Here is a 25,207-nt window from a genome sequence, read left to right as displayed (position 1 = left end):
GCAGACCGCGCCCGCGCTGCTGCTCGAAGGCGCGGTCGAGAGCGGCGTGCCGCGCGTCGAACTCGCGATTGCGCGCGGCGTGCAAGGCGAAGGGCTTGCGGCGCCGGCCAATGCCGTGAACGCGACGCTGGCCGCGCTCGCGGGCGCTGCGCCGGTGTCGCTGTATATGCTGACCGAGGTGCCCGGCCACGAACCGGGGTCTTCCGCGACGAGTCCCGCGCGGCTCGCCGCGCACGTCCACGGCGCGAGTCCGCTGCCGTTCGAACAGCTTGCGCGGCGCGCGCTCGAATGTCGCTTCGATCTGTGCCAGTTCGAGTTCGCCTCGCAGCCGTGGCGGCTCGATCGCGCGACGCTCCGGCGTCTGCGTCTGCCGATCCTGCTCGCGGTCGCGGCGCTCGTCGTCGCGGTCATCGGCGCGAACGTGCAGTGGCTGATGCTGTCGCGCCAGCGCGACGCGATCAACACGCAGATGACGGAGCTGCTGCTCAACACGTTCCCGAAGACGACGGTCGTGCTCGACGCGCCCGACCAGATGGCGCGCCAGGTGCAGCAGTTGCGTGTCGCGGCGGGCGAACTGTCGCCGGAAGATTTCCTCTCGCTCGCCGATGGCCTCGCGCGCTCGCTGTCGCCGCTGCCGGTCAACGGCATCGCCGCGCTCGACTATCACGAGCACCGCCTCGAGGTGACCTTCAAACCGGAGATCAAGGTCGATCCCGATTTTGCGAAGCGCCTCGAGCGCAACGGACTCACCGGCGCGATCGACAGCAACACCGGCAAGTGGACCATCAGGAACGGACAATGAAAGCTGAACTCGCTCAAACATGGGCCGGATTCTGGGACCAGCGCACCGATCGCGAAAAGGGGCTGCTGACGTGGGGCGGCGGCGTGCTCGCGGTGGTGGTCGCGTGGTCGGTGCTGTGGGCGCCGGCGCAGGACGGCCGCTCGCACCTCAAGGAATCGCTGCCGGCGCTGCAACGGCAACTCGCGCAGATGACCGCGCAGGCGAACGAGGCGCGTTCGCTCTCGGCGGCCGCTCAGGGCGTGGCGCCGACCGGCGCGGCCTTGAAGGATGCGCTGACGGCGTCGCTCGGCGATCACGGATTGACCGCGACGCAGGTGCAGTTCATCGGCAACGCGGTGCAGGTGCAGATGAAGAACGTCGCGTTTCCGGCCTGGACGACATGGGTCGACGACGTGCGCAAGCAGTTCAAGGTGCAGGTCGCCGAGGCGCACATCACCGCGTTGAAGGACGACGGCCAGGTGGACCTGACGGTGTCGTTGCAGCCGTCGACCGCAAAATAAGAATGAGCCGTTCGCTACAGGATTTCGCATGAATTACTGGATGTGGCGCGTACGTATCGCGCTGCCCTGGCTCGTGGTCGCGTTGTTGTCGGCCGCGGCCGTGATGCTGGCCTTGCTGCCGGCCGCCTGGATCACGCCGCAGTTTGCGCGGCAGACCCACGGCCACGTCAATTTCGTCGACGCGGAAGGCTCGCTTTGGCACGGCTCGGCCACACTGATGCTGGCCGCCGGTTCCGACATGAGCACGGCCACCTTGCTGCCTGGCCGGATCGAATGGCATACGGCGTTCTGGCCATTGTTCACGGGACGCGTGCGCATGATCATGCGGCACAGCGAGGCGATGCCCGAGCCGGTCATGGTCGACGCGACGCCGCGCGGTGCAACCATCACGCCGGGCGCGCTCGCGGTGCCGGCGTCGCTGCTCGTCGGGCTCGGCGCGCCGTTCAATACGCTCGATCTGCAGGGCGACGTGCAGCTCTCGTGGACGGACTGGCGCAGCTTCAATGGCGAAGCGTTCGGGCAACTGACCATGACGCTGACCGACGTCAGCTCGCGGATTTCGCTCGTCAAGCCGCTCGGTTCGTATCGGGTCCGTTTGCAGGCGCAGGGCACTTCGTCGACGCTCGATCTGAGCACGCTCAAGGGACCGCTGATGCTGAACGGCAGCGGCACGGTGTCGGCGGCTTCGACGTCGTTTCATGGCACGGCGAGCGCCGCGCCCGAGGCGCGCGACAACCTGGCCGGCCTGCTGAATCTGCTAGGCCGGCCGAGCGGGCCAGATACGGTGGCGCTGGCTTTCGTGCACTGATTTTCGTGTGCTGATGCGTGCGCGTTGCGGACGTGCGGCGCGATGAAAAAAAGAGGCATGGCCGCGTTGCGCGGTCATGCCTCTTCTGTTTTTGCGGTCCTGCTTTGCTCTTGCTTCGCTTTGCGATTGATTCTTCGTTGATGCTTCAGCGGTTCGCGAGCGGCGTGGCGTTTATTTGCCCGGCACTTGGGGTTGCGCCTCCATGCCGTTCTGCGCCGTGTTTGGCATCTCGCTACGCGCTACCGGCGTGGCGGCCATCGCCACGGCAGCGCCGCTTGCCGCGGCTGCCGCGCCCGGCGTGACCGCAGCCGCAGCCGGCAACGGAGCCGGCGCAGCCACCTCGCCCGTCTCACGATTCATCTGCGACGCGTCCCAGCCGCCGCCGAGCGCCTTCACCAGCCCCACCGACGACACCATCCGCTGCCCCGCGATGCTCTCGAGCTTCTGCTCGGCCGTGAACGCGGTGGTCTGCGCGGTCAGCACGTTGACGAAGCCGACCGTGCCCGCCTTGTACTCGTTGGTGACGATCGCGAGCGCCTGGCGGGCCGACTCGACCGCCTGCCGCTGCACGACGATTTCCTGTTCGAGGATGCGCTGCGACGCGAGGTTGTCCTCGACGTCCTGGAACGCGGTCAGCACCGTCTGACGATAGGTGGCGACGTCGGCGTCGTAGGCGGCGCGCGCGGCGTCGGTTTGCGCCTTGCGCAGGCCGGCGTCGAAGATCGTCCCGGCGAGTTGCGGGCCGAGCGTCCAGAAGCGCGACGGCAAGGTCAGCAACTGCGAGAACACTGAGTTCTCGAAGCCGCCGGTCGCCGATACCGTCAGCGACGGGAAGAACGCCGCGATCGCGACGCCGATCTGCTCGTTTGCGGCCGCGGCCTTGCGCTCGGCCGAGGCGATGTCCGGCCGCCGTTCGAGCAGCGCCGACGGCATTTGCGCGGGCACGGCGGGTGGCGTCGCGGTGAGCGGCATCGGCGGCAGCGAGAACATCGAGGCCGGCATGCCGATCAGCACTGCGATCGCATGCTCGTCCTGGGCGCGCTGGATGCCGTTGTCGATTGCCGCGGCCTGCGCCGATTGCAATTGCGTTTGCGCCTGAATCACGTCCGAGCGCGCGGCGACGCCGGCCGCGTACTGGTTCTGCGTGAGTTGCAGCGAGCGCTGATAGGCCGCGACGGTGTCGTCGAGCAGCTTTTGCGTGGAGTCGAGCGCGCGCAGCGAGAAGTAGGTTTGCGCGAGCGTGGCCTGAGCCGACAGGCGCGCGTTCGCGAGGTCGGCGGCGGCGCCCTGCTGGCCGGCCTTCTGCGCGTTGACCGAGCGCGTGACCGAACCCCACAGGTCCGGCTCCCAGCTGGCGTCGAGCTGGACGTTGAAGTTGTTGTTGATGCCGGTGCGGTTTGTCGCCGTCGTCGAATTACCGCCCGACGACGTGCCGTTGCCCGAGCGCGTCGCGCCCGCCGACGCGCCGATGGTCGGGAAATACGCGGCACGCGCCTCGCCGACCAGCGCGCGCGCCTGTCGGTAGCTCGCGGCGAACTGCGCGATGGTCTGGTTCGCGGCGTTCAACTTGTCTTCGAGTTCGTTGAGCTTCGGGTCTTCGTAGATGGCCCACCAGTCGCCACGATCGTACTGATCGGCCGGTTCGGCGACCTTCCAGCCGGGGGCGGCTTCCTTGTACGACGCCGGGATCTCGGTGGCCGGCCGCTGATAGTTGGGGCCGACCGCGCAGGCGGCCACGAGCATCGCGCAGGCCGCGCTTACGGCAAGGGTCAGAGCGCGCGGCGCAAGCGGCCGCGCGCGCGAGGTTCGATCAGACTGCATGCAATGGATTCCTTCTGGACGCCGCGGTGCGGCCGGAGCGGCGCCACCGGCCGGGCGAGATCGTGGTCTGCCGGAATGTTAGCGTATGAGCCCGCACGAGCGCGGGAAACTGAAAGGTGAAAGCGTAATGCGTGGCTACGCGCAGGTGTGTTACTTGCGGTATTGAGATGGTTACGCGTTGTTACCGCGTGAGGCGAGGAGCGGCGGGCGCCGGGTGGCGCGTGTGTGGCGAGCGGGCAAAGTCGCGCGTCGAATCGCGGCGGACGCGCGCACTGAACGCGCGCCGACGATCAAACCCTCGTTTCCGCCGGTTTGGCCTGTCTTTGCCGCGCCAGCTTGCCGGCTGCGGCCCGGCACGGCTTACCGCCGCGCGCCTGGCAGCCCGTGGCGGCGTTTGCCGCGGGAGCCGCAATGGCTTTTGCCGTAGCCGCGCTGGCTTCCACGGACAGCACGATCGCCGGGTTGTCCACGGCCGCTGCCTTGTTCTTCGCGCGCTTCGTTTCCCGCCGATGCTCCACCCACGCGAGCAGCGCGACGCCGACCGATCCGCCCGGCAGCACGAACAGTCCTGCGAACAGCGCGAGCTTCCACCAGCGGTGCGGACCCTGGAAGTTCCTGTGTGCGGAATCGGTCAGTGAGCGGCTCAGGCCGCCAAGCGTGTTTTTGAGGTACAGCATCGGGGAAATCCTGTTTTTGCGCGTCGCGGAGCCGCGGCGTGCGGACGATCGGTCAGAACATGGTCTCGAAAGGCGCGTATCGCGCGAAACTCATTGCTTAACATAATATTGACTATGCAATTAGTTTTCAACATACTGCACTCCTTGAACGACCGGAGTGTTGTTTTTCTGCCGGTCAGCCGTTTGAAAATGCGATCTGACTTGCCTGCTTAGGCAGCTAAATTTCCCTCTGCCTGTCGATGTTGCGGATACACCATGGCTGATGGCCCTTACCACGCGGACGAGACCGATCTCACGACGAGTCTCGGCTATTACCTGACGAAAGCGCGCAACGTGCTGGTCGAGCGCACGGACCGCGCGGTCAAGCCGCTGGGGCTGACCGCGCAGCAGATCGGCGTGATCCTGATGCTGTCGTCGCGGCGCGCGAGCACGCCGTTCGAGCTGTCGCGCGCCATGTCGTACGACAGCGGTTCGATGACGCGTCTGCTAGATCGTCTTGAAAAGAAAGGTTTTGTGGTGCGCACGCGCAGCAGCGACGACCGGCGCATGGTGAAGCTGGAGCTGACGCCGCAGGGCCATGACGCCGCGCGGCAATTGCCGGACCTCGGCGTCGCGGTGCTCAACGAGCAGCTGCGCGGTTTCAGCGCCGACGAACACGCCACGCTGATTCATCTGCTCAGCCGCTTCATTGCGAACGGGCCGGACGGAGGGGGCGGCGGATGTTGTGGATTGACCGCGCAGCCGGATGTGCCGGACGCGTGATCTGAAGACCCATCGCCGCAAGGCGGTGGCGCGCAACAACAAGGCAACGCGGCGCTTCCCCAGGTGCCATTGCCTGAAGAAAGCTGTCTGGGCAGAGGATGATGCGGCATGAAAGCGGCGCGTTTGAAGCGCGCGATAAAGCTGCTGTGACAAGCTTTCCCGGCTGAGGAGAACAACCTATGGATGCCACGGCTTCCGATGCTACGCCGCTTGCCGACGAACCCGCCCAGCTACAGGGCGGCACGCTTGCCCTGCTGACCGTCGGCCTTGCGCTCGGCACCTTCATGGAGGTGCTCGACACCTCGATCGCGAACGTCGCGGTGCCGACCATTTCCGGCAGCCTCGGCGTTGCCTCCAGCCAGGGCACCTGGGTGATCTCGTCGTATTCGGTCGCCTCGGCGATTGCCGTGCCGCTGACCGGCTGGCTCGCGCGACGCGTCGGCGAAGTGCGGCTGTTCACGCTGTCGGTGCTGCTCTTTACGCTCGCGTCGGCGGCCTGCGGCTTCGCGCACAACTTCGAATCGCTGATCGTGTTCCGGCTCGTGCAAGGGCTCGTGTCCGGGCCGATGGTGCCGCTCTCGCAAACGATCCTGATGCGCTCCTATCCGCCCGCGAAGCGCGGACTCGCACTCGGCCTCTGGGCGATGACCGTGATCTGTGCGCCGATCTTCGGTCCCGTGATGGGCGGCTACATTACCGACAACTTCACGTGGCCGTGGATTTTCTACATCAACGTGCCGATCGGCCTGTTCTCGGCGATTTGCGCGTACCTGCTGCTGCGCGGCCGCGAGACGAAGACGACGCAGCAGCGCATCGACGTGATCGGCCTCGCGCTGCTCGTGACCGGCGTGTCGTGCCTGCAGATGATGCTCGACCTCGGCAAGGACCGCGACTGGTTCAATTCGACGTTCATCGTGACGCTCGCGGTGATCGCGCTCGTGTCGATTGCGTTCCTGCTCGTATGGGAGTTGACGGAGGAGGAGCCGATCGTCGATCTGTCACTCTTCAAGGATCGCAACTTCGCGCTTGGCGTCGTCATCATCTCATTCGGCTTCATGGCGTTCTTCGGTTCGGTGGTGATCTTCCCGCTGTGGCTCCAAACGGTAATGGGCTACACGGCCGGCCTCGCGGGCCTCGCCACGGCGCCCGTCGGATTGCTCGCGCTGTTCCTCTCGCCGATGATCGGCAAGAACATGCATCGGCTGAATCTGCGCATGGTCGCGAGCTTCGCGTTTATCGTGTTCGCGATCGTGTCGTTCTGGAATTCGACGTTCACGCTCGACGTGTCGTTCGGTGGCGTGATTCTGCCGCGGCTCGTGCAGGGCATCGGCGTGGCGTGCTTCTTCGTGCCGATGACGACGATCACGCTCTCCAGCGTGTCCGACGAACGGCTCGCGAGCGCGTCGGGTCTGTCGAATTTCTTCCGCACGTTGTCGGGCGCGATCGGCACGGCCATCAGCACGACGTTCTGGGAGAACGACACGATCTATCACCACGCGATGCTCGCCGATACGGTCAACGTGTATTCGCCGAATACCAATGCCTATACGAATGCGCTCGCGGGCGTCGGGCTTTCCGGCGACAGCCTCACTGCTCAGTTAAACCAGGTGGTGACCTCGCAGGCGTACATGATGGCCACCAACGATTTCTTCCGCATTTCCTGCGCGGCGTTTCTCGTGCTGGCGGTGCTGGTGTGGATCACGAAGCCGCGCAAGGGCGCGGGGCCTTCGATGGGGCATTGAGCCGTTGCACGCCGATGCGGCGAGCGCGCATGCCGAAGCTCGAGCGCGGCGTGTCGTTCGCATCGGCGTAACGTGTTGTTGATGTGCGGGGCGTACCTGTGCGATCACTGCGACGCACGCCCCGCGCACTACTGCGACATCGCCTCGCCGTTTGGCGTCGCCGGCGGCTTTTCCGGCATTGCTTCCGGATGCATCGCGGCAGGCTCTGGCGATTGCGCGGGCTTTGCTCCACCCTGCGGCGCTTCAGCACTCGCGCCTCTCACGTACTGCTTGAAATCGGCGCCCGCTTGCCACGGGTTCGGCTTGCATCCCAATGCGCCGTCGCAATGCGCGGAGAAGCCGATGGTCGCGGTGCCATCCGGATTCGCGGTGCGCGTGATCTGATACGCGAGTGCGCGCTTGCCGCCATCGGGGCCGGTGGTCTGGATCAGCGAATCGGTTGCGGTTTCGATCTTGTACTTCGAATGACTCGCTACCCATGACTGCGCACGTTGCCACCAGAGATCGCATTCGGTCCGGCTCGAACACGTCAGCGGTGTGGTCGCGATCTGCATGACGTCCGGATCGACCTGGCCCTGCGTCGAACATCCCGCCGTCGCCACCAGACACAGCGCGGCCCACAGACATTTGCTCATCACGTTGGTACCTCCCGCTGCGGAGCGTGTCATACCACTTTGGACCGCAACGCCGGGGCGGTGTTTCATGCGCCTCGGAGAATCGTTGGCGCGCGCGGAGAATTTGCCGATCGGTGGCGCGAACCGCAAGTGTCGTGCGTAAAGCCTACCAGCTGCCTACTCGTAGCCTACCCGCGGCTCATTTGCAGGATGCCCTGGGTCGAATGGCGCGGCGAACAAAAAAGCGGCCACGTGGGCCGCTTTCTCTTTCTTCACATCAGTTGCGCGTCGTTCAGACGCTAAAACGATTGAGCGTATACGCCCGATAAGCAGCGACGAACGCATCGAACGAACCGACTTCTTCGCGTTCGAGCTTCGCCTGTTCGTCGAGCGATTGTACCGCGAGGTCGGCGAACTCTTTCGCCTTCGCGGCATCGAGCGGACGCGAGCGGAAATACGCGGCATGTGCCTCGCTCTGTTCGAGACCGAACGCGATAAAGCTCTGCTGCCTGTCGCGCATCGTTTGCAGCACGCGCGCCGACGGCGTCAGCGACGCGTCCGCGAGTTTCGCGCGTTGCGCGGCCACGGCGCGCGCATGCGCGTCGCCGCCCTGCAGCGTGTCGAGCGCGGCCGCGGCCGCGTCGATCTTCGCGAGCAGTTCGTCGGCCCAATCGGTCATCGCAACGGTCTTGCCGTCGCGGATCAGTTCGAGGCCGGGCTTGCGGCCTTCCATCGTCACGCGGCCGAAGTTCTGGTTCGCTTCGGCATAGGCGGGCGGCGGCAACGGCGCGCTGTCCTCGAGTGCACAGACGAGCAGATAGGCGTCGAGAAAGCGCGACGTCTCCAATGAAATACCGGTCGGCTCGAACGGATCGATATCCATGCAGCGCACTTCGACGTATTGCACGCCGCGCGCGGCGAGCGCGTGCAGCGGCCGCTCGCCCGGATACGTGACGCGCTTCGGACGAATCGTCGAATAGAACTCGTTTTCGATCTGCAGCACGTTGGTGTTGATCTGCACCCACTCGCCGTCGCGTTGCGTGCCGATCTGCTCGTAGGCCGGATAGGGCTGGCTCACCGCTTTCGCGAGCGCGTCGAGATAGCCGGGCAGCGTGTCGTAGTCGGCGTGCAGCGCGGCTTGCGCGGTGGTGTTCGAATAGCCGAGGTCGCTCATGCGCAGGCTTGTTGCGTACGGGCGATACAGCGTGTCGGCGTCGAAGCTGTCGAGCGCGTGCGGGCGATCGCGCAGGAAGCGGCGATCGAGCGCCGGCGACGCGCCGAACAGATACATCAGCAGCCAGTTCGTGCGGCGGAAATTGCGGATCAGCGCGAGGTAGCGCTCGGACTGGAAATCGACGGCGTTCGCGGTGGACTGCTGATCCGCATGCAGCTGCCGCCATACTTCTTCGTTCAGCGAATAGTTGTAGTGGATGCCTGCGATGCACTGCATCGCGCGGCCATACCGCAGCGCGAGGCCGACGCGATACACGTACTTGAGCCTGCCGATGTTCGAGCTGCCGTAGTGCGCGATCGGAATGCCCTCGTCGGCGGCGGGCAGGAGGCCCGGCATCGAGTTGTTCCAGAGGATCTCGCCGCCGAGTTCGGCATAGACGAAACGATGCAGCGTGTCGAGTTTTGCGAGCGTGTCGGCAACGTCCTGTTCGGCCGGCGTAATCAGTTCGAGCAGCGCTTCGGAGTAGTCCGTGGTCAGCGAAGGATGCGTGAGCGCCGAGCCGAGCGCGCGCGGATGCTGCGTCATCGCGAGCTGGCCGTCGTGCGTGACGCGCAGGCTTTCCTTTTCGATGCCGCGCAGGCCGCGTATCAGCGCCTCGCGTTGCGGGCTCGAGGTCAGCACGGACAGGCGGTGCGAGAACGCATCGGTCGTGCGGGAAGGTTTCGTGTTTGGCATTGATGCGAGTCGCGCGTTGCCGCCGCAGCGTACCGCCTGGCCTGATTATCACCTGATGTTTCGCTGGCGATACGGCGGTACGGTGCGGCGACAACGTTCGGCGGAATTTTCAGTAGCGGGCACTTTAACATCTCGCCAGAACGGCTGCTTGCGGCCACTTCGGCGGGATGCGCGCGCTGCTTGCCGGCGCGCCGCATCTGCTGTTCCGGCGACGCAACTCGCTGCTGCATGTTGCGTGACGCTATTCGTGCAGCGATCGCAAACCGCGTACGGCGGGTCGCCTCGCCTCACCTGGCCGTCGACATGACGGCCGTCGACTCAACCGCCACGGGCTGCGCCTGCTCGATCCGCGATCTCGTTCCACAGATGCATCGCCGCGTACGCGCGATATGGCCGCCACGCATCGGTGCGGCTGCGCTGCTGCGCGGGGCGCACGAGCGACGGATCGCGCGCGCAGATTGCCTGCATCAGCACGAGGTCCGACGCGGGCCACGCGTCGGGGTCGCGCCAGGCGCGCATCGCGACGTACTCGACGGTCCACGGGCCGATGCCCGCGAGCGCGAGCAAGGCGCCTCGCAGGCTCGTGGCGTCGACGGTGTCGCTGTCGAGCGGCACCTCGCCGCTCGCGACCGCGCGCGCGAAGCCTTGCAAGGCGGCGACGCGTTTGCCCGGCATGCCGATCTGCGCGAGGTCGACCTCGGCCAGCGCGGCGGGCGTCGGGAAACGCCACGCGGTGTTCTCATGCGGATGAGCTTCGATGCGCTCGCCCGCGCGCTGCACGAGCCGTCCGATGATCGTCGTCGCGGCCTTCACGCTGACCTGCTGGCCGACGATCGCGCGCACCACGAGCTCGAAGCCGGACCATGCGCCCGGCACGCGCAGGCCGGGCACCGCCTCGACGAGCGGCGCGAGCCACGGATCGGCGGCGAAGCCCGCGGCAATCTGCTTCGGATCGGCGCGCAGGTCGAACATCTTCGCGATCGGCGCGGCGAGCGCGTCGGCGTGACGGCTCGCGGGCCCGTCGATACTCGCGACGATGCAGCGCCTGCGCGGATGCAGACGCACAGTGAGCGTGCCGCCGTCGCCGTTCCAGTCGATCGCGCGGCGATACGCGCCGTCTTCGACGGCTTCGACGCCTGGCGTCGCGCGACCGCCGAAAAAGCGCAGCAGGCGCGGCCAGTCGAAGGGTGGTTTGAAGGGCAGTTCGAGGGTTGCGACGTCCTTATGCGTAGTCACGCGGCGTGATCCAGTCGGGATGTTGTTGTCTTGGCGGGGTTCGGGCTCGCGTCGTCGCGGCCGGTTTTGCGGTGGTCCGCCTCGCTGGCGCCGTGCGCCGCGTCGCCGGCGTGCTGCGCCTCGTTGTCGAGCAAGGCGGCCTTGCGCGGCAGCCCCCAGCGATAGCCGGCGAGCGCTCCGCCCTTTTGCACGACGCGATGGCAGGGAATCGCAAGCGCGACCGGATTCGTCGCGCACGCGCTCGCCACCGCGCGCACGGCGCGTGGCGAGCCGACCGCCTCGGCGATTTGCGAATAGCTGCGCGTTTCGCCGTACGGAATGCGCCGCAGCGCGTCCCACACGCGCTGCTTGAACGCGGTCGAGGCGATGTCGAGCGGCAGGTCGACGTCCTGGCGGGTGCCGCGCAGATACGCGTCGATCTGCGCGACGAACGGCGCGAGCCCGGCGGCGTCTTCGCAGAGCGCCGCGTTGGCGAATTCGCCGCGCAGTTCGTCGATGAGCGGCGCGGGGTCGTCGCCGAAACCGATCTTGCAGATGCCTTTGTCGGTCGCGGCGACGAGCACGAAGCCAAGCGGGGTCGGCGCGCTCGCGTAGCGGACCGTGAGCCCCGCGCCCTTGCGGCGATACGCGGACGGCGCCATGCCGAGTTCGGCCGGCGCGCTGTCGTACATCCGCGACGGCGAGCCGAAGCCGGCGTCGAGCGTCGCGCGCGTGACGTCGGCGCCGCCCTTCAGCGCATCGCGCAACGCGGCCCCGCGCTGCGCGGCCTGGTACTGGCGCGGCGACACGCCGACCACGCGCTTGAAGAGGCGTTGCAGGTGGAACGGGCTCACGTGCACGGCGTCACTCAGTTGCGCGAGCGTGAGGCGCTGCTGCGGATCCGCGTCGAGCGCGGCGCACGCGCGATTCACGATGTCGAGTTCGCGCGGCAGGCCGCCGGGCTGGCAGCGCTTGCAATCGCGGAAGCCCACGGCGCGCGCGGCGGCGGCATCGGTGAAGAAGGCGACGTTCTCGCGACGTGGCTGGCGCGACGCGCACGACGGCCGGCAGAACACGCCGGTCGTCCTGACCGCGTAGAAGAAGACGCCGTCGGCTTCGCGCTCGCGACGGGTGACGGCGGCCCAGCGGTCGTCGTCGGTGAGCCAGCGGGTGGCGTTGGATTCCTCGCCGGCGGCGGTGCGGATTGCGGCGGAATGGCGGTTGGCGTTCATGATCGTTCCGTGGTCCCTGATGGGCAGGCAATGTCGATGCTCATCAATGTAGGTCCGATGGCGACACACTACGCTCCGGTTCTTGCTCTGTCATTGCAGCCCGCTTTTCCCTACTCGTAACGGGGTCAAAACCCGCCGAATCTCCTTTCAGACGCTTTCAACTCACCTGTAAACCCGCTCCAGGCGGGCGTTTTGCCTCAAATCGCGACAATTTGGCCCGATACCGGGTTTTCCCTTAAAAAGTTATTGCGTCGCATCAACCCGATGTGTATATTAGTACCTGTCTCCTCCATGTCTCCTCCTGATATGGATTCAGCCCGCTCCAATCGAGCGGGCTTTTTTTTGCCCGTCGTTTTTCCCTTCCCCTCCCTCGATCCCGCCGCGCGGTCCTTTCTCCTACACTTCGCTCATTGGTTCTCCGAACCGGCAAGAGGGTGTCCGAGATGAAAATCCATATTCGCGAGATCGACCACGTCGTGATCCGGGCGACGAACGTCGAGACGCTCGCGCGTTTTTACTGCGACGTGCTCGGCTGCAGTCTCGAAAAGGAGCAGCGCGAGCTGGGTCTTACGCAATTGCGCGCGGGACGTTCGCTGATCGATCTGCTGCAGGTCGGCGCAAAGCTCGATCGCGCGGAAAACGGTATGCCGGGCACGGGACGCAATCTGGATCACCTGTGCCTGCGGATCGAATCGTTCGACGCCGCAGCGCTCACGGCGCATCTGGCCGCGCATGGCACGCGGATCGGCGAACAAGGGGTGCGTTATGGCGCGGACGGCTTCGGACCGTCGCTGTATCTGTTCGACCCGGAAGGCAATATGGTCGAACTGAAGGGGCCGCCGGACGCGGCGCGGGTGACGTCGCTCTGAGCTTCGGCCAGGGGGCGCTCGGGGCCACCGCGAGCGACGTTGGCCGGTCAGGCCGGCGGCCGGCTTCGCGTAGAACTCAGGCGTCGGCAGGCGCCTTCAACACCGTCCAGTCGATTTTCACCGCGTCGGCCTCGGCGCTGCCGAGCCACGCTTCACCATCCTGTACCGTGCATTGCAGACGCATCGTGCGTTCGGCGAGCGAGCCGAGCGATGCCGCGACGTCCTCGCCGAGCGTCCACACCGTCACGTTGCGCAGACGCTCGACCTTGTTGCGCACGCCCTGCCACCAGATGTCCGAGGTCCGGCCGCCGTACGCGATCACGACTACGTGATTGGCGCGGCCGCTCGCCTTCGCGATGCGCCGCTCGTCGGGCTGGCCGACCTCGATCCACGTTTCGATCGCGCCGGTGAGGTCTTTCTGCCACAAGTCCGGCTCGTCGACATCCGACAAGCCTTTGCAGAACTCGAGCCGTTCCTGCGCGAACAGCGCGAACGCCGCGACGCGGACCATCATCCGGTCGTCGGTTTCCGAGGGGTGACGGGCGATCGTCAGCGAATGGTCGGCGTAATAGTGCCGGTCCATGTCCGCGATCTGCAGTTCCGCCTTGTAAATCGTCGATTTGAGAGCCATGCCGTTGCTGAACCAGGCGCTCGCTCCACCGGAGCGAACGGAAAAAGAATCGTCGACGGCGCGTTGCCGTCTGTCGTATTTGCCATGCATCGCGTGTTCCTCCCGCGCCGTCAGCCGGTGCCTATGACGACGGAAGGAGCATTTATCGGGCCACCACGGGCTCCAGCGGCGCGCCGTAGACCTCGCGAGCCGCGTCCCGCAAGGCGTCGAGTACGATCACGGCGGCTGGCGCCAGCAGATGCGACTGGCGCGTGATGATACCGAATGTATCCATCCTGTACGGTAAATCGATCGGTACCCGTTTCAATACGCCGTACTGTTGGTATTGACGCGCCACTTCCTCAGGTAAAACCGCCAACATGTCGCTTTGCAGGAGCAGGCTCGAAATAGCCAGAAAATTGTTCGTATTGACGACATTTTGCGGCGGATTCAGGCCGATCTGCGAAAACATCAGATCGAAGCGGTGGCGCAGCACGCTGCCCGGCGGATGCAGAACCCAGCTCGCGTTGACGATTCCGCGCAATGTCAAACCTGTCTCATTTTCGAGAGGATGGCCGGGCCGGGCGACCACGCAGAGCGGTTCGTCGGCGAGCGGCTCGTAGCGCACGTCGGTCTTGAGCTGGTTCTGCCGTTCGAGCACGCGGCCGACCATGATGTCGAGATCGCCTTCGGCGAGGCGCGGCAGCATCACGTCCGAGGTCTCGATGTCGGCCCAGATCTGCAATTGCGGATAGCGCTCCTTCACGTTCGCGATCGCACGCGGCACCATCGCCGCGGCGGCGGCCGCGATCACGCCGATGCGCACCTGGCCCGCGAGCCCCGAGCGCAGCGCCGAGATTTCGTCGTGCGCCTGGCTCAGGTTCGACAGCACCATGCGCGCGTGGCGGATCATCACCTCGCCGTAGAGCGTTGCGTGCATGCCGTGCGGCGTGCGGTCGAACAGGCTCACTTCGAGCATGTCCTCGAGTTCCTTGAGCAGCCGCGACGCGGCCGGCTGCGTCATGCCGAGCACGTCGGCCGCGCGCCGCACGTTGCCCTCTTCCTCCATTGCCGCGAGCAGCAGCAGCTGGCGCGTCTTGAGCCGCGCCCGCACGAACCAGTTCGAATAGCTACGCGTCATCGCGTTGTCTCCTCTCGTTTTCATGGCGCGGCTTTCTGCTCCGAACCGCCCGTCGTGGTGACGGCGGCCGGTCGCCGCGCTTCAGGGCGCCATGATGCCATATCGAAACTGATATCGGAGAGACCTAAAAAGGGATTGGAAAGTTATGGCGGCCGCTCATACCATTCGTGGACTTTGTGAGCTTCGCCCGCGCTTGCCGCCTTTTTCCATGCCACGCCGTTTCCGTCGATGAACCGCGATCCGCTCGTCCCGCTCGTTGCCAGCCCGTTTCGCCATTACATCAATGGTGGATGGGAGACCGGCGCGACCGCGGGCATGTCGTTCAATCCGTCGGACCTGGGCGACCCGGTCGGCGAATACGCGCGGGCCGACGTGCGGCAGACCGACAGCGCGATCGAGGCCGCGCACGCGGCGTTTCGCGACTGGTCGCTCGCGTCGGCGCAGCGCCGCGCGGACGCGCTCGACGCGATCGGCAGCGAAATGCTCGCGCGCCGCGACGAACTGGGGCGCCTGCTGGCGCGCGAAATCGGCAAGGTGTTGCCCGAAGCGCTCGCCGAAGCGACGCGCGCGGGCCAGCTCTTCAAGCTGTTCGCGGCCGAGGCGTTGCGAGCATTCGCCGAGCCGCTCGCGTCGGCGCGCGCCGGCGTCGAGATCGACATGACGCGTGAGCCGCTCGGCGTGGTCGGCATCATCGCGCCGTGGAGCGCGCCGCTCGCGATCGCCGCGGCCAAGATCGGCGCCGCGCTCGCGCACGGCAACTGCGTCGTCTACAAGCCGGCCGAATCGGCGCCGGCCTGCGCGGCGGCCTTGGCCTCGATCATCAGCCGCGCGGGTTTGCCGGCCGGCGTGTTCAACCTCGTGATGGGCAGCGGCCGCAAGGTCGGCGCGCGCATCGTCGGGCATCCGCTCGTCGCGGCGATCAGCTTCACGGGCTCGACCGAAACCGGCACGCGCGTGCTGCAGGCGGCCGCCGCGCGCCAGGCACGCGTGCAGCTCGAAATGGGCGGCAAGAATCCGTTCGTCGTGCTCGCCGACGCCGATCTCGACGGCGCGGTCGAGGCGGCGCTGACCGGCGCCTATAGCGCGACGGGCCAGCGCGGCACGGCGTCGGCGCGGCTCATCGTCGAGCGCGCGGTGTTCGCGCCGTTCGTCGACGCGTTGCAGGCGAAGCTCGCCAGACTCACCGTCGATCACGCGCTGAAGCACGGCACCGACATCGGTCCGGTCGCGAACGCGGCGCAGCTCGAACGCAATCTCGACTACGTGCGCATCGGCGAGCAGGACGGCGCGCAACTGCTGCACGGCGGCCGGCCTCTGGAGCGCGCGACGCGCGGCTATTTCTTCGAACCCGCGCTGTTTATCGGCGAGGCGGAGCACCGCATCGCCCGCGACGAGATTTTCGGGCCGCTCGCGGTCGTGCTGCGCGCCGACGACTACGAGCACGCGCTCTATCTCGCGAACGACACCGCCTATGGTTTGTGCGCCGGCATCTGCACCCGCTCGCTCGAACGCGCGCGGCATTTTCGCCGCCATGTGCAGAGCGGGCTCGTGACGATCAATCTGCCGACCACCGCCGTCGAGCATCACGGACCCGGCGGCGGGCGCAAGGCCTCGGCCTATGGCGCGACCGACGCGGCGTTCTGGACGGCCGTGAAAACGGCCTACGTGGCGGGCTGAGCGCCATGAGCCGCGCTCACGCATTCGCCACCGGTTGCGCGCATCGGTTCGCGCAGCGCTTCATGCACCGCTCGCGCTTTCGTCCGCAACCTCGCCCGCGCCCGCACCCAGATTCGCGCGACGGCTGAGGCCGCCGCGCACTGCCCTGCTGCAATTACACGACATCAATGCAGCTTTTCAACCTCAGGAGACAAAGATGACCAGCAAGCTTCGCCGTTTGACCCTGACCGCGATGGCCGCAGCGGCCCTCGCCGCGCCGTTTGCCGCGCAACTGTCCGCACGCGCCGATGAGCCGCTCAAGGTCGGCTTCCTCGTGAAGATGCCGGAACAGGCGTGGTTCATCAACGAACAGAAGGCCGCGACCGCGCTCGGTCAGAAGGACGGCTTCTCGGTCGTCAACATCGGCACGCCGGATGGCGAAAAAGTGCTGGCCGCGATCGACAACCTCGGCGCGCAGGGCGCCAAGGGCTTCGTGATCTGTGCGCCCGACGTGCGTCTCGGACCGGCGATCCAGGCGCGCGCGAAGCGCTACAACATGAAGTTCGTGACCGTCGACGATCAACTGGTCGACTCGACCGGCAAGCCGCTCGCGAACGTGCCGCACCTCGGCATGTCCGCGTTCAAGATCGGCAATCAGGTGGGCCAGGCGATCAGCGACGAAATGAAGCGCCGCGGCTGGAAGCCCGAGGAAGTCGGCGCGCTGCGCATCACCGACTACGAACTGCCGACCGCGAAACTGCGCACCGACGGCGCGACGCAGTCGCTGCTCGCGGGCGGCTTCAGGAAGGAAAACATTTTCGACGCGCCGCAGAAAACGACCGACGACGAAGGCGGCTTCAACGCGGTATCGCCGGTGCTCGCACAGCATCCGAACATCAAGAAGTGGGTGATCTTCGCGCTCAACGAGGAAAGCGTGCTCGGCGGCGTGCGCGCGACCGAGCAGCTGCATATTCCGGCCGCGGACGTGATCGGCGTCGGCATCAACGGTGCGGGCGAAGCATTCGCCGAGTTCCAGAAGAAGGAGCCGACCGGCTTCTACGGCACGATCGCCGTGAGTTCGACGAACCACGGCAAGGAGAGCACCGAGAACCTCGTCGAGTGGATCAAGGACGGCAAGCAGCCGCCCGCCGACACGCAGACCACCGGCAAGCTGATGGTGCGCGACAACTGGCTGGACGTGCGCAAGGAGCTTGGTATTTGAGGCGCGGCATTTAACTCGCGGCATTGGGCTCGCAGTATTTCACCGGCATTTAAGCGAGGTTTCTCGCCGCCGTGGCGGGCCGCATCGCGCTCGTATGTTCATGCGTTCATGTGTTTAGCCGCACGAGCGCGAGGTGGCCCGCGCAGGTTCCACCCGTTTGAGGTTTCTCGATGACGTCCTTCTCCACCGGGTCCCACGACGGCGCGGCGGCGCTCGCGCCCTCGCCCGCTTCCGGCGACCCTTATCTGCAACTCGACGGCATCACCGTGCGCTTTCCGGGCGTGCTCGCGCTCGACCAGGTCTCGCTCGAAGTACGGCGCGGCGAAGTGCACGGCCTGATGGGCGAAAACGGCGCGGGCAAATCGACGCTGCTGAAGGTGCTGTCCGGCGTCAATCATCCGGTCGCGGGCACGCTGTCGCTCGACGGCGTCGAGCAGCAGTTTGCGACGACCAAAGCAGCGATCGCGGCGGGCATCGCGATCATCTATCAGGAACTGCATCTGGTGCCGGAGCTGACCGTCGCCGAAAACCTGATGCTCGGCGCGTTGCCGAATCGCTTCGGTATCCTCGACGAAAAGGCGCTCGTCGCACGCGCGATGCGCGAGCTCGAACGGCTCGGCGAAAAGATCGACCCGTCGCAGCAGGTCAAGCATCTGTCGATCGGCCAGCGGCAGATGATCGAGATCGGCAAGGCGCTGATGCGCGACGCGCGCGTGATCGCCTTCGACGAGCCGACCAGTTCGTTGTCGTCGCGCGAAACGACGCAGCTGTTCCGCATCATCCGCGCGCTGAAGGCCGAGGGCCGCGCGATCATCTACGTTACGCACCGGATGGACGAGGTGTACGAACTGTGCGATCGCGTCACCGTGTTTCGCGACGGCCGCCGCATCGACACGTTCGAGGCCGGCGCGGAGCTCGATCGCGACCGGCTGATCAGCTGCATGGTCGGCCGCTCGATTACCGACGTGTATGGCTATCGCACGCGCAACCTCGGCGACGTGCAACTCGACGTGAAGGCGCTGCTAGGACCGGGGCTGCGCGAGCCGGCTTCGTTCGCCGCGCGCAAGGGCGAGATCGTCGGCTTCTTCGGGCTCGTCGGCGCGGGCCGCTCCGAGTTGATGAAGCTGATCTACGGCGCGGTGAAACCGAGCGCCGGCGAGATTGCGCTGAAGGGCCGGCGCGTGCAGTTCGCGACGCCGCGCGACGCGGTGCGCGCCGGTGTTGCGCTGTGTCCCGAGGATCGCAAGCAGGAAGGCATCGTCTCGATCGCGTCGGTATCGGACAACCTCAACATCAGTTGCCGCCGCCACTTCAGCCGCTTTCACGTGCTCAACGGCCGCAAGGAAGCGCAGACCACGCGCGAGTTCATCGGCAAGCTCGCGATCAAGACGCGCAACGGCGACACGCCGATCGGCACGCTGTCGGGCGGCAATCAGCAGAAGGTGATCCTGTCGCGCTGGCTCGCGGAAGAGATCGACGTGTTCCTGATGGACGAGCCCACGCGCGGCATCGACGTCGGCGCGCGCAGCGAGATTTACGGGCTGCTGTACGGGCTTGCCGAAGCGGGCCGCACGGTCATCGTCGTGTCGAGTGATCTTGCCGAAGTGATCGGCGTGACCGATCGCGTGATCGTGATGAAGGAAGGACGCATCGTCGGCGATTTGCCGAAGGCGCAGGCCACGCCCGATGCGCTGATCAAGCTCGCGTTGCCGCGCTGAGCGGCGGGCCGATCGCGCTGGGCTCACTTTGCTTCACGCCCTGCTTGCCCGCTCGCTCGCCAACTCGGTGAACGCAACCGGAACGCGCCGTTGCAAGCGCACTACCGCAGCCAAAACGGCACGAAAAACCGCATGAAAAACGGCATTGAAATGGAACAGACACCATGAATACACCTTCAACCGATTCCTCGACCCCCGCCGTCGCCGCCACGGGTCTCACCGCGCGAGCCGCGCGCACCTGGGACCTCATCAACAAATCCGGCATCGTGATGGTGTTCATCATCCTGTTCGCGGTGCTGTCGTTCACGGTTCCCGACTTTCTGAGCACGCGCAACATCCAGGGCCTGCTGCTCTCGGTCACGCTGATCGGCTCGATCTCCGTCACGATGATGTTCGTGCTCGCGCTCGGCGAGGTGGATCTGTCGGTCGCGTCGATCGTCGCGTTTTCGGGCGTGGTGGCGTCCGTGCTGATTACCGCGACGCATAGCGTGTTCATCGGCATCGTGGCCGGCGTGCTCGCGGGCGGCGCGGTCGGGCTCGTGAACGGCACGCTCGTCGCGCGCTACAAGATCAACTCGCTGATCGTCACGCTCGCGATGATGGAAGTCGTGCGCGGCCTCGCCTACATCACGTCGAACGGCGACGCGGTGATGATTTCCGAAGAGCGCTTCTTCGATCTCGGCGGCGGTTCGTTCCTCGGCATCTCGTATCCGATCTGGAGCAACATCGTCGGCTTCGTGCTGTTCGGCTTTCTGTTGAAGAAAACCGTGTTCGGCAAGAACGTGCTGGCCGTCGGCGGCAATAGCGAAGCGGCCGTGCTCGCGGGGCTGCCGGTCACGCGCATCAAGATCACCGTGTTCGTGCTGCAAGGTCTCGTGACCGGCTTCGCGGGCGTGATGCTCGCGTCGCGCATGAGCCTCGGCGATCCGAAGACGTCGGTCGGGCTCGAACTCGGCGTGATTTCGGCCTGCGTGCTCGGCGGCGTGTCGCTGACGGGCGGTGTCGCGACGATTTCGGGCGTGCTGGTCGGCGTGCTGATCATGGGCTCGGTGCAGGACGCGATGAGCCTGCTGAACGTGCCGACGTTTTACCAGTACCTGATTCGCGGCGGCATTCTGCTGCTCGCGGTGCTGTTCGACCAGTTCCGCCGCAGCAAGCGCGTGCACTGACGCCCGCTTGCTCCGCTCTTTGACGGTTTTCCCTGCGCTTGCGAGAAGGCGTGCTGCCGATGCGGATCGATCATCCGCATCGGCTTTTTTTATTGCATCGCCGTATTGCATCCTCGGTAGGCAAAGGGCAATAAAACAAAGGGCAATAAAAAAACGGCCGGGCATCACGATGCCGGACCGCTTCTTGGCTCACGTGTTCATGCTGCCCGCTTTCAAAACCGGCAGTTGCACACGTCAATCCGCATTCCGGCTTTTGCCGGAAAAACGGTACTCCCTATTGCAGGGGTTTTGACTATTGCCTGATAAACCGGTCGTTTGCCCAGAGTCCTTCGGTGTCGCTATTGCTGGAATTCACGAACTCGACGTCGTGGCCGACCACGCGCACGACCCGGAAACTGGAATCCTGCGGCGTCGATACGCATTGAAATCCGGAGAAGAATTCCTGCATCTGCTGCTGTTCGCCGGCTTGCGCATGCTGGTCGGCGGCATCGAGCTTATCCTTCGACACGCAGCCATACGCATTGGCCTTGAACTGGATCGTTTGCTGCGGCTTGATCATGACGTCTTGCGCCTGAACGCTTGCGGCAGCCAAACCCGCCATGGCGAAAACAACGGCGATTCGAGTTTTCATTTTTTTCCTCCGGTGCAGGTCAGAATGCTCAGGTTAGCTATGTATTTAACTTTAACGGCGGACCCGCAACTTGTACTTTAGGAGAACGGGAAAGAAGGACAAGCACATTTTGTGTGCGGTCGCAACAGTGGCGGATTGTCGCACCTCATGCCGCATCTGATTAATCCTTGAGCAGGTGCCTGAACGAGCTGGAATGAAACGGATAACTAAAAGATCGACGGTGCGCACGCCTTTAACAGGTAATGCATTGCACGGCGTATTCGCGTAAACGCGCAGCATCAATTAAGCGATTTAATAAAATGAATGCGCGGATTTTGTGCGACGCACACAAAGTCATCGGGCGGGCAAAGCCAGTCATGCGAAATAACGGTGTATGTGCAGAAGATAAACGATGCCAGGTGCGCAACGGCTCGCCTGGCCGCACTCGCTAAATCAATCCGAACGCGTGTCGGATTTGAAGAAATCCGCCTGAAACAGGCACATGCGCAGCGCATTGTGATACTGGCCGTTGCTGAAAAATTCCTCGATCAATTCGGCCTCGTGCCTGAAGCCGCATTTCTCGTAAACGTGAATCGCCGCCGCATTCGATTTATCGACGATCAGGTAGAGCTTGCGCATGTTCAGAACCGAAAACGCATAGTCGATCGCGAGGCGGGTCGCGACGCTCGCGTAGCCGCGACCCTGCGCATGCGGCGCGATGATGATCTGAAACTCGCCGCGCCGATGGATGTAGTCCAGCTCGATCAGCTCGACGAGCCCGACCGTCGCCCCCTTGTTGTCGATCGCGACGAAGCGCCGCTCGCGCAGATCGTGCACGTGCTCGTCGTAGAGCTGGCTCAGTTCGGAGAAGGTTTCATAAGGCTCTTCGAACCAGTACCGCATGATCTTGGCGTCGTTGTTCACGTCGTGGACGAAGCGCAGATCGGTGCGTTCGAGCGGGCGCAGGCTCAGTTCGCGGCTACGTTCGATGGTCATGGCATTCCCCTTGAGAGCCAGCGGTTCGGATCCCGGCGTTGCATGCAGCGCATGTAACGCGGTCTTTTTTTCACGTCGATGCCGGTTAGTCTACGTGTAACGAGGGCGAGTTCGCGGCGGGCGCTGGGCGCCGGGCGCATGCAAGGCGTCGTTGCCCCGCGTGCGGTAAAGCATGCGCCAGGCGCAAAGCCGCGCGAACAGGCGAGGGCAGCGCGGTGTTTCGCCAGCGGCCGCCAGCATCGAGCGTTTATGCGCGGCGAGACGCCTGACGGGCATAAGCGGTGCTCTACAATGAAATCATGCTCCTGTGATGGAGGCTATCGTGAGCGAGCACCTGATATTGGGAATCTTTCTGGTGGTTCCGCTGCTGATCGTCGCGTTTCTTTTCTCAGACGAACTGTGGCAGGAACACCGTCATCTGCACGAAGGGCGACCGTTGCATGCGCGGCCGAGGCGCATCGACTGGCGCCATCCGCTGCGCCGTTCGCGCGATCATCGGCTGTGAGGTTGGGCGGTGGATCGACCATGAAGCGGACGTGAAGTCCGGGGCATGCTATTGCCCGGCGCGCCCGAAAAAAAGCCTGCCGCTCAGGCAGGCTAAAAAAGAGATCCACACTCAATGCCTTGAGTTACAAGGCAGTAGACAGTCTAGCGGCGCCGCGCCTATTGGTGGTTTCAACGGCTTTTACAGATGTTACGGCGCATGACCTGCATGGCCCATGTGACTTAAGTGGCAACTTCAGGTCTGGGCGGCAAATGGCGTCGGCGGCTAACCGGCCGGGCACGCCCGGCCTCAATCGGCGCGCCAATGCGCGCGAATCCGTTTGGCCAGCGCTTCGAGCGTGTCCGCGTCGGTGGGTTCGCGCGCATGCATTTTCAGCGGATGGCCTTCCCAGCGCGGAATCACGTGGAAATGCACGTGCGGCACGGTTTGTCCGGCCGCCGCGCCATTGAACTGGCCGATGAACACGCCGTCCGGGCGCAAGGCCGCGCGCACGGCAATCGCGAGCTTCTGCGCCATGCGCATCGACGCGACCAGCGAGGCATCCGACAGATCGAAAATTTCCGCGACCGCTTCCTTCGGCACGACGAGCAGATGACCGTCGGCCTGCGGCATCAGGTCCATAAAGGCCAGAGCACGGTCGCTTTCGGCCACCTTGATGCAGGGTAATTCGCCGCGCAGAATTTTCGCGAACGGGTTGCTGTCGTCGTAGCTCATCGCGTTTCCTTTCCTCGTTGGACTGGGTGGGGTGACCGGTCGATAGTAACGGGGCCGCCGCGTTTTTTTGCGCCGTTTTGGGCGTCGCTTTCGGCGCCGCGTTCCTTACGCGGTCTTGCCCGTTCTCCGTCGATTGTCCGCCGCGATTGTTACGCTATCGCCTTGACGGCGAGAAGCCGGCTCAACCGCTCGTCGCCACCTGGTTCTTGCCGTCGCGTTTGGCGCGATACAGGCCGACGTCGGCGGCTTCGATCAGCGTCGTCACCGGTTGCACGATCGACGGCACGAGGCTCGCCACGCCGATGCTGATCGTCACGACGCCCGTCGCGGAGCCCGCATGGGTAATCGCGAGGTCTTCGATCGCGATGCGGATTTTTTCCGCGAGCAGCCGCAAGCCGCCGGCGGACGTGCCCGGCACCACCACCGCGAACTCTTCGCCGCCGAAGCGCGCCGCGAGATCGGACGCGCGGCCGAGGCACGATTCGATCGTATGCGCGACGCTCTTGAGCACTTCGTCGCCGGCGACGTGCCCGTAGGTGTCGTTGTAGGCCTTGAAGTTGTCGACGTCGATCATCAGGAAGCCGAGGCCGGTTTTGTCGCGCGCGCCGCGGCGCCATTCGGCGGTGAGGTACTGATCGAGATAGCGCCGGTTCGACAGCCCCGTCAGGCCGTCCGAATGCGTGAGCCGCTGCAGTTCCAGATTGGTCGCGAGCAACTGCTGCTGCGACTGCCGCAGCGCGCGATACGCCTCGTCGCGTTGCAGCAGGTTCAGATACGAGCGCGAGTGATAGCGGATACGCGCGATCAGCTCGATGCGATCCGGCAGTTTCACGAGGTAATCGTTGGCGCCGGCCGCGAACGCTGCGCTTTTCACGAGCGGCTCTTCCTTGGTCGACAGCACGATGATCGGCATGTCGCGCGTGGCCGGATTCTGCCGGTACTGCCGTACCAGCGTGAGACCGTCCGTGCCCGGCATCACGAGATCCTGCAGGATCACCGTGGCGCGGGTGGTCTCGGCGCACTGCACCGCCTCTTCCGGCGACGCGCAGTAGTGAAAGTCGACGCCGGGCTCGCCGGCGAGCGCGAGGCGCACCGCCTCGGCGATGATCGCCTGGTCGTCGACGAGCAGCACCATGATCGGGCACTCGGCCGCGGGCGGGTTGGCGAGGATGCGCGCGAGCGCGTCGTCGATGGCGAGGCTGGGCGCATCTTCCACGTCGAGCGCGTGTGCCGGTGCCTGTGCCGGTGTGTTCGCTTCGTCTGCGGCATGCTGCGCAGCGGCGTTCTGGGGCGGTTTAGGCGTGTCCATGTCGTTCAGCCAGAATGAATATCGGGAAATCCACGTCAATGTGCAAAGGGGGCCTCGCGCTCGCCGATGGCGGCCACGAGCGCGTCGGCGATGCGCGGCAACGGCAGGATCGCGGCGGCGGCGTCGAGCGCGGCGGCCGCCTTCGGCATGCCGTACACGGCGCTCGTGGCCTCGTTTTGCGCGATCGTGTAATGACCCTTGGTGCGCATCGCCTTCAGGCCGATCGCGCCGTCGCGGCCCATGCCGGTCAGCAGCACGCCGACCGCGCGCGCGGGCCAGCGCGCCACCACGCTGTGAAAGAACACGTCGACGGAAGGGCGGTACGGCGTTTCCTCGGGCACGCGCGTGTAGCCGAGCATGTTCGGCAGCTTCAGATGCAGATGGTCGTCGGTGGCGGCGAGCAGCACGACGCCTGCCTGCGGCCGGTCGCCTTCGCGCGCGATGCGCACCGGCAGCGCCGACTGCTGGTTGAGCCAGTCCGCCATGCCCGCGGCGAACGCGGCGTCCACGTGCTGCACGATCACGAGCGCGGCGCCGAAGTCCTTCGGCAGACCGCCGAGCAGGGTCGCGAGCGCGGCCGGCCCGCCCGCCGAGGCGCCGATCGCG

General features: G+C 65.4%; 24 protein-coding genes. 11 read left to right on the top strand and 13 right to left on the bottom strand.

Translation table 11 applies throughout. The features are described from left to right. From gspL to G3N58_RS29025, 3 genes are all read left to right on the top strand, one after another. Positions 1 to 802, top strand: an 802-nt coding sequence (gene gspL / locus G3N58_RS29035) for a type II secretion system protein GspL (protein ID WP_241017273.1), incomplete at its 5' end; no start/stop codon positions are given. After that, positions 799 to 1,302: a type II secretion system protein M gene (locus G3N58_RS29030; RefSeq protein ID WP_167050096.1), complete on the top strand. Its 504-nt coding sequence runs from the start codon at positions 799 to 801 to the stop codon at positions 1,300 to 1,302. The genes gspL and G3N58_RS29030, both read left to right, overlap by 4 nt. Positions 1,303 to 1,330: 28 nt before the next feature. Further along, positions 1,331 to 2,110, top strand: a complete 780-nt coding sequence (locus G3N58_RS29025; RefSeq protein WP_206000901.1) for a type II secretion system protein N — start codon at positions 1,331 to 1,333, stop codon at positions 2,108 to 2,110. A gap of 171 nt (positions 2,111 to 2,281) precedes the next feature. Here G3N58_RS29025 and G3N58_RS29020 read toward each other — a convergent pair whose 3' ends face one another. Both G3N58_RS29020 and G3N58_RS29015 read right to left on the bottom strand, forming a co-directional pair. Further along, positions 2,282 to 3,931, bottom strand: coding sequence for an efflux transporter outer membrane subunit (locus tag G3N58_RS29020; RefSeq protein ID WP_167285629.1), 1,650 nt, complete (start codon positions 3,929 to 3,931; stop codon positions 2,282 to 2,284). Positions 3,932 to 4,221: 290 nt separating this feature from the next. After that, on the bottom strand, positions 4,222 to 4,608 hold the full coding sequence (locus tag G3N58_RS29015; RefSeq protein WP_167285630.1) for a hypothetical protein: 387 nt from the start codon (positions 4,606 to 4,608) through the stop codon (positions 4,222 to 4,224). Between the two features lie 255 nt (positions 4,609 to 4,863). Here G3N58_RS29015 and G3N58_RS29010 point away from each other — a divergent pair, with 255 nt between their 5' ends. Beyond that, positions 4,864 to 5,370 carry a MarR family transcriptional regulator gene (locus G3N58_RS29010; protein ID WP_206000900.1) on the top strand — a complete coding sequence of 169 codons (507 nt, stop codon included), beginning with the start codon at positions 4,864 to 4,866 and terminating at the stop codon, positions 5,368 to 5,370. Between the two features lie 179 nt (positions 5,371 to 5,549). Further along, a complete protein-coding gene (locus G3N58_RS29005; RefSeq protein WP_167285631.1) occupies positions 5,550 to 7,112 on the top strand; it encodes a DHA2 family efflux MFS transporter permease subunit in 1,563 nt (520 codons plus the stop codon). Positions 7,113 to 7,240: 128 nt separating this feature from the next. On the opposite strand, the gene G3N58_RS29000 is transcribed toward G3N58_RS29005, so the two are convergent. From G3N58_RS29000 to ada, 4 genes are all read right to left on the bottom strand, one after another. After that, positions 7,241 to 7,747 carry a hypothetical protein gene (locus G3N58_RS29000; RefSeq protein WP_205988641.1) on the bottom strand — a complete coding sequence of 169 codons (507 nt, stop codon included), beginning with the start codon at positions 7,745 to 7,747 and terminating at the stop codon, positions 7,241 to 7,243. A gap of 271 nt (positions 7,748 to 8,018) precedes the next feature. Continuing rightward, positions 8,019 to 9,635 carry a glutamate--cysteine ligase gene (gshA, locus tag G3N58_RS28995; protein WP_167050084.1) on the bottom strand — a complete coding sequence of 539 codons (1,617 nt, stop codon included), beginning with the start codon at positions 9,633 to 9,635 and terminating at the stop codon, positions 8,019 to 8,021. Between the two features lie 318 nt (positions 9,636 to 9,953). Continuing rightward, the gene (locus G3N58_RS28990) at positions 9,954 to 10,871 is read right to left on the bottom strand and encodes a DNA-3-methyladenine glycosylase (protein ID WP_206000899.1); all 918 of its coding nucleotides are present in this window, start codon (positions 10,869 to 10,871) and stop codon (positions 9,954 to 9,956) included. Continuing rightward, entirely contained in the window at positions 10,868 to 12,082 is a 1,215-nt protein-coding gene (gene ada, locus G3N58_RS28985) for a bifunctional DNA-binding transcriptional regulator/O6-methylguanine-DNA methyltransferase Ada (protein ID WP_241017272.1), read from the bottom strand. The genes G3N58_RS28990 and ada overlap by 4 nt, the downstream gene beginning before the upstream one ends. A gap of 443 nt (positions 12,083 to 12,525) precedes the next feature. Between ada and G3N58_RS28980 the strand changes: the two genes are divergently transcribed. Next, on the top strand, positions 12,526 to 12,951 hold the full coding sequence (locus G3N58_RS28980) for a VOC family protein (protein WP_206000898.1): 426 nt from the start codon (positions 12,526 to 12,528) through the stop codon (positions 12,949 to 12,951). 76 nt (positions 12,952 to 13,027) lie between these two features. On the opposite strand, the gene G3N58_RS28975 is transcribed toward G3N58_RS28980, so the two are convergent. Together G3N58_RS28975 and G3N58_RS28970 are read right to left on the bottom strand one after the other, a co-directional pair. Further along, positions 13,028 to 13,582, bottom strand: a complete 555-nt coding sequence (locus G3N58_RS28975) for a YaeQ family protein (RefSeq protein WP_167050078.1) — start codon at positions 13,580 to 13,582, stop codon at positions 13,028 to 13,030. Between the two features lie 142 nt (positions 13,583 to 13,724). Beyond that, on the bottom strand, positions 13,725 to 14,702 hold the full coding sequence (locus G3N58_RS28970; RefSeq protein ID WP_167050076.1) for a LysR family transcriptional regulator: 978 nt from the start codon (positions 14,700 to 14,702) through the stop codon (positions 13,725 to 13,727). Between the two features lie 228 nt (positions 14,703 to 14,930). Between G3N58_RS28970 and G3N58_RS28965 the strand changes: the two genes are divergently transcribed. The 4 genes from G3N58_RS28965 (at position 14,931) to araH (ending at position 20,467) form a co-directional block, all read left to right on the top strand. Further along, positions 14,931 to 16,379: an aldehyde dehydrogenase family protein gene (locus G3N58_RS28965; protein WP_206000897.1), complete on the top strand. Its 1,449-nt coding sequence runs from the start codon at positions 14,931 to 14,933 to the stop codon at positions 16,377 to 16,379. Between the two features lie 196 nt (positions 16,380 to 16,575). After that, positions 16,576 to 17,580, top strand: a complete 1,005-nt coding sequence (locus G3N58_RS28960; protein WP_167050072.1) for an arabinose ABC transporter substrate-binding protein — start codon at positions 16,576 to 16,578, stop codon at positions 17,578 to 17,580. A 170-nt stretch (positions 17,581 to 17,750) separates the two neighbouring features. Continuing rightward, entirely contained in the window at positions 17,751 to 19,298 is a 1,548-nt protein-coding gene (araG, locus tag G3N58_RS28955; protein WP_167050070.1) for an L-arabinose ABC transporter ATP-binding protein AraG, read from the top strand. A 164-nt stretch (positions 19,299 to 19,462) separates the two neighbouring features. Beyond that, positions 19,463 to 20,467 (top strand): L-arabinose ABC transporter permease AraH, encoded by a 1,005-nt coding sequence (gene araH, locus G3N58_RS28950; RefSeq protein ID WP_167050068.1) that lies wholly within the window; start codon positions 19,463 to 19,465, stop codon positions 20,465 to 20,467. Positions 20,468 to 20,759: 292 nt separating this feature from the next. Here araH and G3N58_RS28945 read toward each other — a convergent pair whose 3' ends face one another. After that, positions 20,760 to 21,098: a hypothetical protein gene (locus G3N58_RS28945; protein WP_167050065.1), complete on the bottom strand. Its 339-nt coding sequence runs from the start codon at positions 21,096 to 21,098 to the stop codon at positions 20,760 to 20,762. A gap of 432 nt (positions 21,099 to 21,530) precedes the next feature. Continuing rightward, positions 21,531 to 22,073: a spermidine N1-acetyltransferase gene (gene speG, locus G3N58_RS28940; RefSeq protein WP_206000896.1), complete on the bottom strand. Its 543-nt coding sequence runs from the start codon at positions 22,071 to 22,073 to the stop codon at positions 21,531 to 21,533. 322 nt (positions 22,074 to 22,395) lie between these two features. On the opposite strand from speG, the gene G3N58_RS28935 reads away from it, so the two are divergent. Further along, the gene (locus G3N58_RS28935) at positions 22,396 to 22,578 is read left to right on the top strand and encodes a hypothetical protein (RefSeq protein WP_167050061.1); all 183 of its coding nucleotides are present in this window, start codon (positions 22,396 to 22,398) and stop codon (positions 22,576 to 22,578) included. 288 nt (positions 22,579 to 22,866) lie between these two features. Here G3N58_RS28935 and G3N58_RS28930 read toward each other — a convergent pair whose 3' ends face one another. The 3 genes from G3N58_RS28930 to G3N58_RS28920 form a co-directional block, all read right to left on the bottom strand. Then, a complete protein-coding gene (locus G3N58_RS28930) occupies positions 22,867 to 23,292 on the bottom strand; it encodes an HIT family protein (RefSeq protein ID WP_206000895.1) in 426 nt (141 codons plus the stop codon). A gap of 181 nt (positions 23,293 to 23,473) precedes the next feature. Beyond that, positions 23,474 to 24,601 (bottom strand): diguanylate cyclase, encoded by a 1,128-nt coding sequence (locus G3N58_RS28925; RefSeq protein ID WP_206000894.1) that lies wholly within the window; start codon positions 24,599 to 24,601, stop codon positions 23,474 to 23,476. 35 nt (positions 24,602 to 24,636) lie between these two features. Further along, on the bottom strand, positions 24,637 to 25,207 hold a 571-nt coding region (locus G3N58_RS28920; protein WP_277396993.1), incomplete at its 5' end, for a chemotaxis protein CheB.

The organism is Paraburkholderia sp. Ac-20342 (assembly GCF_017104985.1).
In the GTDB taxonomy this organism is placed as follows: Bacteria; Pseudomonadota; Gammaproteobacteria; order Burkholderiales; family Burkholderiaceae; genus Paraburkholderia.
This window is presented reverse-complemented; position numbering and strand designations above follow the sequence as displayed.

What these genes read in the sequence shown, in the direction of transcription:
- G3N58_RS29030 (WP_167050096.1), top strand. Translation starts at nt 799, where the DNA reads ATGAAAGCTGAACTCGCTCAAACATGGGCCGGATTCTGGGACCAGCGC.
- G3N58_RS29025 (WP_206000901.1), top strand. Translation starts at nt 1,331, where the DNA reads ATGAATTACTGGATGTGGCGCGTACGTATCGCGCTGCCCTGGCTCGTG.
- G3N58_RS29020 (WP_167285629.1), bottom strand. Translation starts at nt 3,931, where the DNA reads ATGCAGTCTGATCGAACCTCGCGCGCGCGGCCGCTTGCGCCGCGCGCT.
- G3N58_RS29015 (WP_167285630.1), bottom strand. Translation starts at nt 4,608, where the DNA reads ATGCTGTACCTCAAAAACACGCTTGGCGGCCTGAGCCGCTCACTGACC.
- G3N58_RS29010 (WP_206000900.1), top strand. Translation starts at nt 4,864, where the DNA reads ATGGCTGATGGCCCTTACCACGCGGACGAGACCGATCTCACGACGAGT.
- G3N58_RS29005 (WP_167285631.1), top strand. Translation starts at nt 5,550, where the DNA reads ATGGATGCCACGGCTTCCGATGCTACGCCGCTTGCCGACGAACCCGCC.
- G3N58_RS29000 (WP_205988641.1), bottom strand. Translation starts at nt 7,747, where the DNA reads ATGAGCAAATGTCTGTGGGCCGCGCTGTGTCTGGTGGCGACGGCGGGA.
- gshA (WP_167050084.1), bottom strand. Translation starts at nt 9,635, where the DNA reads ATGCCAAACACGAAACCTTCCCGCACGACCGATGCGTTCTCGCACCGC.
- ada (WP_241017272.1), bottom strand. Translation starts at nt 12,082, where the DNA reads ATGAACGCCAACCGCCATTCCGCCGCAATCCGCACCGCCGCCGGCGAG.
- G3N58_RS28980 (WP_206000898.1), top strand. Translation starts at nt 12,526, where the DNA reads ATGAAAATCCATATTCGCGAGATCGACCACGTCGTGATCCGGGCGACG.
- G3N58_RS28975 (WP_167050078.1), bottom strand. Translation starts at nt 13,582, where the DNA reads ATGGCTCTCAAATCGACGATTTACAAGGCGGAACTGCAGATCGCGGAC.
- G3N58_RS28970 (WP_167050076.1), bottom strand. Translation starts at nt 14,702, where the DNA reads ATGACGCGTAGCTATTCGAACTGGTTCGTGCGGGCGCGGCTCAAGACG.
- G3N58_RS28965 (WP_206000897.1), top strand. Translation starts at nt 14,931, where the DNA reads ATGAACCGCGATCCGCTCGTCCCGCTCGTTGCCAGCCCGTTTCGCCAT.
- G3N58_RS28960 (WP_167050072.1), top strand. Translation starts at nt 16,576, where the DNA reads ATGACCAGCAAGCTTCGCCGTTTGACCCTGACCGCGATGGCCGCAGCG.
- araG (WP_167050070.1), top strand. Translation starts at nt 17,751, where the DNA reads ATGACGTCCTTCTCCACCGGGTCCCACGACGGCGCGGCGGCGCTCGCG.
- araH (WP_167050068.1), top strand. Translation starts at nt 19,463, where the DNA reads ATGAATACACCTTCAACCGATTCCTCGACCCCCGCCGTCGCCGCCACG.
- G3N58_RS28945 (WP_167050065.1), bottom strand. Translation starts at nt 21,098, where the DNA reads ATGAAAACTCGAATCGCCGTTGTTTTCGCCATGGCGGGTTTGGCTGCC.
- speG (WP_206000896.1), bottom strand. Translation starts at nt 22,073, where the DNA reads ATGACCATCGAACGTAGCCGCGAACTGAGCCTGCGCCCGCTCGAACGC.
- G3N58_RS28930 (WP_206000895.1), bottom strand. Translation starts at nt 23,292, where the DNA reads ATGAGCTACGACGACAGCAACCCGTTCGCGAAAATTCTGCGCGGCGAA.
- G3N58_RS28925 (WP_206000894.1), bottom strand. Translation starts at nt 24,601, where the DNA reads ATGGACACGCCTAAACCGCCCCAGAACGCCGCTGCGCAGCATGCCGCA.